This window comes from Polynucleobacter paneuropaeus (genome assembly GCF_003261235.1).
Lineage (GTDB): Bacteria > Pseudomonadota > Gammaproteobacteria > Burkholderiales > Burkholderiaceae > Polynucleobacter > Polynucleobacter paneuropaeus.
In genome coordinates this window covers 776,196-782,928 of record NZ_CP030085.1, presented here as the reverse complement: position 1 = coordinate 782,928, position 6,733 = coordinate 776,196, and the positions used below count along the sequence as shown (strand labels likewise).

Below are 6,733 nucleotides of genomic sequence, written 5' to 3'. Positions count from 1 at the left end.
TTGGTTTAGCGCCGGCATTATCTAAATTAACATCTCCAGTGATCTGAACACCGACGCCACTTTGATTGTTACCTGAAATATTCGCAATACCACCGTTTAAGCTAATATTGACATGAGCCATAGAAAGCGTGCCATTAGAAGCGCTAGCACCCAACCCCAAGGCCCCTGAACTAGTGGCGCAAATATTCACATTGCTCATGACTAGGGAGCGATTAGCAAACAATGTCAATGTAGAATTGTTCGCCCCACTATTAATGATATCAGCGGCTAAAGTTAAGTTTCCACCTGCTGATCCGCTACTGACAGTAGTGACAGTAACATTTACACCACTTGTTAACGCATTTGATATCGACTGATTATTAACAACATCGGAGGTATTATTAAGACCCGCCCAAATGTTGCTAGTGTTTATCGCTGTGGAGCTTGAAGTATTAATTGTTATGTCTGTCGGATCAATTAACCACTGGCCATTTTTTCCGGCGCTTGTGCCAGTAACATTACCTAACATCGAAAGCTGTTGGCCAGAGGTTTCTACAAATCCTCCGTTACCTTGAGGGCTACTAATATTGATTACTACGCCGCCATCAATATAGGTCCGTTTTGCCGGTGGAACGACAATCAAATCACTGACTTTCCCCAATTTATCACCACCAATAATGACCTTTCCACCAGCAGCAAGGCCACTGGCATCAATGGAAGTATTACCAAATAAACCCACTTGATCGCCAGAAAGCACTACGGTGCCAGCTGCTGACCCGGGATTAGTTGCAGAAACATTGATTGCAGAATCGAATAGCGTTAGCTGACTACTAATGACTGAAGAATTTCCAGTCAAAATAACCGTTCCACCGCTGCCACCCCCGCTGGCCAATAGCGTGGCACCATAGGCGCTTATTTCCTGCCCAGAAAGGGTAATGTTTCCGCCAAACCCATCTTTTTTATTAGAGGCATCGATGGTTGCGTTCAATACGTTGACATGCCCTGCTGGGCCACCCTCAATATCAACAAATCCACCCTGCGCACTGACAACACCCGATAAATTGATGACGGAATTTAAAAGCGTATTCGTGGCATTAGTACTTAACAAAATCGTGCCATTATTCGCCTGAATAATTCCATCATTAGAAATCGATGCATTGTTAGCACTTGCCCCTAAGGTGAGCTGCACCAACTGACCATTACTCAGACTCAAGGTTGCTTGATCGCCTGCTGCCAACGCAATTTGCCCACCTGGCGCATTTAATGTTCCGCTATTGCGAATCTGATCGCCGGCCAAAACGATGTACCCAGAATTAGCCGTAATACAACCAGAGTTACTAATCAATCCAGAACCATTAGATCCGCCAGTAAGTGATAAGGGTCCGCCAGCCATAAATGCCGATGGCGATATATCTTTAGTCGAAGCCAGTAAAGCCCCCACATTGACCATCGCACCATTACCAAAGACAACTCCTTGAGGGTTGACGATAAAGACTTGACCGTTAGCAGTTAAGATACCTAGGATTTGGGTTGACCCGCTAAGACCAATGACTCTATTAAGAACTTGGGAGGTAGCAGAGGGTTGGGCAAACTGCACACTATTGCCAGCACCAACGTTAAAAGACTGCCAATTAATAACGGCTTTATCGGTACTCTGAGTCACGAGCATTTTACTGCTGCTTGGATTGGTAATGGCAGCTTGTCCATTGATTACATTACCACCAGTTGGCAGGCTTTGGGCCGTACCCACCTGATAAGCACCACCTAGAACTAATGCAGCTGAGAGTTTAAGAACATTGATTGCGAACATCGCAATACCGGTCTCTTGAGAAGGCGCTCCCGCTAATACGAGGGTGCGTTTACGCCTTGGAGTCGAGCCGGTATCGTGACCAGTCGCATATTCTGCGACGGCCACCAACATGGATCGGACTTTACTGAAGATGAGGCGGTAACGCTTACTGTTCATAAGATTGGTTGACTGAGCTAGTACTTAAAAGCGGGATTGCACTACAAACCAAAATTGGGAGTTGGCACTACCTGTGCCAGCTATTGCGGGGGGACTGCTACCAAAACGATTAGCCCACGATAGGCTGACAACAAAACCTTGCACATCACTCCAGTCAATACCAATGCCGTAGTCTGCTAAGACTTGGTGATTGGTATAGCCGGTATTATTATTCCAGCCAGAATAGGTGGCATGATTAATCCAACCATTGGCGTAATCGACAAAGATGCCCGGTGTTAATCTACCCCACTCGGTGTTAAAGGCTTGACGCAACTCTAAGGTAGCAATCGCGCCATTATTAAAAGAGCCCTCTTCGAGGCTATAGGCGCGCACTCCGGAGTAGCCCCCAACAAGAAGCTTCTCATACGGATCTAAGTTCGTATTGGCTACTTGCCCACGCACATTCAGGATGCTGTAGATATTACGCTCATCATTAAGAACAGTTTTAGCAATGCCCGAGAGAGCCAGTTTGGTATAAGGCCCCAGCGGCTCATTGGTCTGAGCAACATGATCACTGACAGAGCCAGACGATAAGGCGCTGTGCATATACCAGGCGTTTTGCCCTAAGTTAATGGAGCGATCACCCGAGTTACCGTCAAGCACCGCTTGGACTGACTTGAGGGTTTTATCGGTAGTCGTGATACCAATAACTTGGGAGTTAGTCACTACCCCCACGGCATTTAAAGCGGCAATCCAGTTCACATCTAAGGAGCGCACGAGAGGATAAGCAAGACCCGCACTCAGTGAGTTACCAAAACCAGTAGAGCTCACACCCGGAACATAGTACTGTGAGCGCGAAACCGAGGATTGCCAGCGCAATCCATTGCTCGCCAAGGGTCCTGAGACATCCACACTACCAGAGACCGAGCCTTTGTTAGTATCAAATAGGTTAATAGCAACCGAGTCCCCTACCCCAAACAAGTTATTGGCTATTCCGGTCACGCCAAGCCGGTATTTACCACTCGAATTAAAGCCTTGGTTATCCACCCCAATTGAACCTTTAAATTGCGAGTCTTTTGGCAGGGCAAGTATTGTAATGTTCGTTTGACCTAGAGGCGCACCATCAGGATTGAAATCAACCGTCCCCAGTTGTAGCCCGGCAGTATCACCAAGCAACTGGGTCATACGCTCAAAATTTTCCTTGGTAAGGACACAGTTATTCCCGAAACCCTGAGGACATAATGTGTCTTTTGCGACTTCATAGACCCATTCAGAGTTAACGTTAGATGTATTTTGAATTTCAATGGCGCTGACTCTGCCAGGAAAAATAGTTAACTGCAACTCTCCAGATTTGATGAGCTTACTGCGATCATCAGGAGTTAAAACCGCCTGACCAATTAAATAGCCTTGTGAGCGTAGTTTTGAAGTTACTTCGCGTTCAATATTAACCAAGTCGCTTTTAGTTAAGGTTCGTCCAGCTAAGCTTGATTGGAATGCGGACTCGATGGGCTCAATTTGGGGTGAATTAAACCCTGTCAATCTAAATGATCTGACTTTAAAGGCTTGATTTCCATCAACACCTTGTTGAGCTTGGGCAGAAGCAATACAAAATATTACCCAAACTATAATGGGGAAATATTTACCCAGCATTCACGTGGGCTTACCAGATTTGAAGGTACCAAAACCAACTAATTGCACATTATCCCCTTTGGAAACCGTTTTGATGACTGTCTCCATGACGACTTTTAGTACTCGCTCTGCAGATGCTTTTGAAATATCAGCATTTGTTGCAATTTTTTCTAATAATTCTGGTTTATTCATTTCCTATCCTATCGTTTTAAGAAAATCCAAAGTAAGTAAGTAATACAATTACTCTGCATTCAAATCTAGGGCGGTAGGTTTGGCAGAAAGCCAAATCAGCTCGAAGGTCTGTTCTATCTAGTCTAGTTATTTTTAACTACTAGATATGTACGGTAACAATCATAAGAAATTATTTTTATTACTAAATAGTAAGAGTAGCAATTCTTAAAAAAATAGCCCACAAGTGGACTATTGAGATTCTTGGTGGCTCAGAGCGGAATCGACCAGGGCTAAGCAATGTCGTATCCACCTCTGTACAAGCCTGCGCTAGGGCTTTGCCATTGGTGGTTAAACATCGATTTGACGCAATAAGGTAAGGGTTTACTCGGGTTTAAGGCGCTCGCTTTTTATCACCCTTTTGCACACCTTTCAGGTGAAGATTATTAAAAATCCTCTTTTAGTGTGGTACTCGAAATAAGGTCAGTTCAACTCTTTATCATGTTTGACGCCTATGTATCAAGCTCAAATATGACAATTTCATATCTTGAAATTTATCCGTAAATATTTTTTCTTAAAAGCTAAAGTTTTACTTTAGATAGCCGTAAAAATTCTTATAAGCCTGAACTTAACTTAAAAAATACATTACACGTACATGCATATTTGGTGTTTCGCATTTTAGATTGATTAATATGACAGCCACCAAAGCCTTTTCAACAGCTAAAACAGTTGGTAAATTCTTGCAAAAGGCTAGGGAGGCAAAGCACGCCAATATTTATACGATCTCGGGCTTGTGCGGCCTGAATGTTGATACTATTGTTCGACTTGAAGTCGGTGATTTATCTAAATTTCATCAAAATCCCGATGAAGAATTTCAAAATCTGACAAGATATGCCCAGGTCTTAGGGGTTGATCTACCCTTAAATGATAAATTCATTATCGATACTCCTCATCTTAAAATATCACCAAAGAAAACTCTGACTCAGTGCCAAGATGATGCCCAAGTGTTCATACCAGTATTCTTAAGAAAGCGAAATTAATCGCGCAGTTAAGCTAATTGAAACATTTAGCTTCAAGCCAACATCATAGTTATAGCGGTAAGTTATTTAAATCTTAATCGTGTTTTGTTGTTTTATTGATAAAAGGATCAATATGACTTTCAAGATAACGCCCAAGAGTGAATTCCACGTTACGGAGCGTATGACCTATCGCAAAGCAGACAAAGAAATCAATTGTGGATTTCTTTGGAAATCAGGCTCATTCATAATTGAAAAGGAGCCGAATTTTCTGGATGACTATGACCCCAACATCGGAATTAGCTTAGATGCACAAGACTATTCTGAAGTCAGATTATCGGATGACGGTCAAAAACTGATCTACTTCTCAGGGACTACTCCAGATGACGAAAAGGAAGTTTTAACCACCATCTTTAATAACAGCAAAACTACCGACGATTTTGATATAGGCTTTCAACATAAAGGTTGGCAACTAGTTGATATGGATATTGTAATGTGGGGGGAGCTTGAAACTACTAGTAATGGCTAGCTGTTTTTTTATTGGCTAATCATACAAAGTATCTATGTCAAAGTTGGGTTAAATCGACACCCGATTGCTACTGTTAAAATTTATCTAGATTGCCCAATTTTGTCGGTTTACCCGACAAATTTACTGATGCCCAAGTTGCTGATAGTCACAAAGGATCCCCGCACGCTGGCTCAAGGCCCCTATTACGCTATACAAGCTTATCCATGATTGGGACAATCGAGCTAATCTACCAACCTAGGCTTATATGAAGTAGTATTAAATTAGTGGCCTGCCCAGCACGATTCGAACGTGCGACCTACGCCTTAGAAGGGCGTTGCTCTATCCAGCTGAGCTATGGGCAGATTGCTGGTGTAGTTTATGGCTAAATAGAGAAAAGTGGTCGGAGTACAAGGATTCGAACCTTGGACCCCCTGCTCCCAAAGCAGGTGCGCTACCAGGCTGCGCTACACTCCGACGGAACCGCTATTTTACACGGATATCGATAATGCAGGCAATTTCCTGGGATTTAGTAAACCTCAGGGACGTACATCTCAGGAGGTACTGGGCCGCGCAGGTAATCTGGGTTGTGAACCCGCTCAGGCAAATGAATCTCTGGATGCGGAATTTCTTCATAAGGAATCTGCGACAACAAGTGGCTAATGCAATTGAGTCGGGCCTTTTTCTTATCATTCGCAGCAACAACCCACCATGGTGCTTCAGGAATATGGGTTCTCTCCAACATGGTTTCCTTAGCCTTGGTATAAGCTTCCCATAAACGACGTGACTCTAAGTCCATTGGGCTGAGTTTCCACTGCTTCAGCGGATCATGAATGCGCATCATGAAGCGGTTGTATTGCTCTTCATCCGAAATCGAGAACCAGTACTTAATCAAAATGGTTCCAGAGTTGATGATCATGCGCTCAAGATCCGGAACAGTTCTTAGGAAATCTTCATACTCAGCATCGGTACAAAATCCCATGACATGTTCAACACCAGCGCGGTTATACCAACTGCGATCGAAGAGCACGATTTCTCCACCGGCTGGAAGTTGCGAGATGTAGCGTTGAAAATACCATTGGGTTTTCTCGCGCTCATTAGGTGCAGGCAATGCAACAACACGGCACACGCGTGGATTGAGTCGTTGGGTAATACGCTTAATTGCTCCACCCTTACCTGCTGAATCACGACCTTCAAATAAGATGGCAACTTTGAGTTTATTGGCTACAACAAAGTCTTGTAACTTGACTAGCTCGCCCTGTAGAAGAAACAGTTCTTTAAAATAGGTTTGTCTTGAAACCGAGGAAGTGGTTCCAGAATCGACGGACAGACGATCATCGTCCAACTCCATCTCGAGTTCTTCGTCCATGCTGTCGAGAATCTCTTCTTGAGCACGCTGATACCACTCCGCCATTTCTTGATGTTTTGCACTCATGTTTGCCCTTTATCCTCCGTGTTTTTTATCTGAGGAACGTGTCAATATTGTTACAT

At 43.7% G+C, this 6,733-nt stretch carries 6 protein-coding genes and 2 tRNA genes; 2 read left to right on the top strand and 6 right to left on the bottom strand.

Features of this window, described 5'->3' with window-relative positions; translation table 11 throughout:
• The 3 genes from Pas1_RS09755 to Pas1_RS04185 form a co-directional block, all read right to left on the bottom strand.
• The coding region (locus Pas1_RS09755) for a two-partner secretion domain-containing protein (protein ID WP_225971649.1) at positions 1 to 1,945 on the bottom strand (1,945 nt) is incomplete at its 3' end.
• Positions 1,946 to 1,969: 24 nt separating this feature from the next.
• Positions 1,970 to 3,574 carry a ShlB/FhaC/HecB family hemolysin secretion/activation protein gene (locus tag Pas1_RS04190; protein WP_112294582.1) on the bottom strand — a complete coding sequence of 535 codons (1,605 nt, stop codon included), beginning with the start codon at positions 3,572 to 3,574 and terminating at the stop codon, positions 1,970 to 1,972.
• Positions 3,575 to 3,745: an HU family DNA-binding protein gene (locus tag Pas1_RS04185; protein WP_112294581.1), complete on the bottom strand. Its 171-nt coding sequence runs from the start codon at positions 3,743 to 3,745 to the stop codon at positions 3,575 to 3,577.
• 668 nt (positions 3,746 to 4,413) lie between these two features.
• On the opposite strand from Pas1_RS04185, the gene Pas1_RS04180 reads away from it, so the two are divergent.
• Together Pas1_RS04180 and Pas1_RS04175 are read left to right on the top strand one after the other, a co-directional pair.
• Positions 4,414 to 4,761: a helix-turn-helix domain-containing protein gene (locus Pas1_RS04180; protein ID WP_112294580.1), complete on the top strand. Its 348-nt coding sequence runs from the start codon at positions 4,414 to 4,416 to the stop codon at positions 4,759 to 4,761.
• 112 nt (positions 4,762 to 4,873) lie between these two features.
• On the top strand, positions 4,874 to 5,266 hold the full coding sequence (locus Pas1_RS04175; RefSeq protein WP_112294579.1) for a hypothetical protein: 393 nt from the start codon (positions 4,874 to 4,876) through the stop codon (positions 5,264 to 5,266).
• A 264-nt stretch (positions 5,267 to 5,530) separates the two neighbouring features.
• Here Pas1_RS04175 and Pas1_RS04170 read toward each other — a convergent pair.
• The 3 genes from Pas1_RS04170 to ppk2 all read right to left on the bottom strand — a co-directional run bounded on the left by Pas1_RS04170 (position 5,531) and on the right by ppk2 (position 6,677).
• A tRNA-Arg gene (locus Pas1_RS04170) sits at positions 5,531 to 5,607 on the bottom strand.
• A gap of 35 nt (positions 5,608 to 5,642) precedes the next feature.
• A tRNA-Pro gene (locus Pas1_RS04165) sits at positions 5,643 to 5,719 on the bottom strand.
• A gap of 52 nt (positions 5,720 to 5,771) precedes the next feature.
• The gene (ppk2, locus tag Pas1_RS04160) at positions 5,772 to 6,677 is read right to left on the bottom strand and encodes a polyphosphate kinase 2 (protein WP_112294578.1); all 906 of its coding nucleotides are present in this window, start codon (positions 6,675 to 6,677) and stop codon (positions 5,772 to 5,774) included.
• Positions 6,678 to 6,733 lie beyond the last annotated feature (56 nt).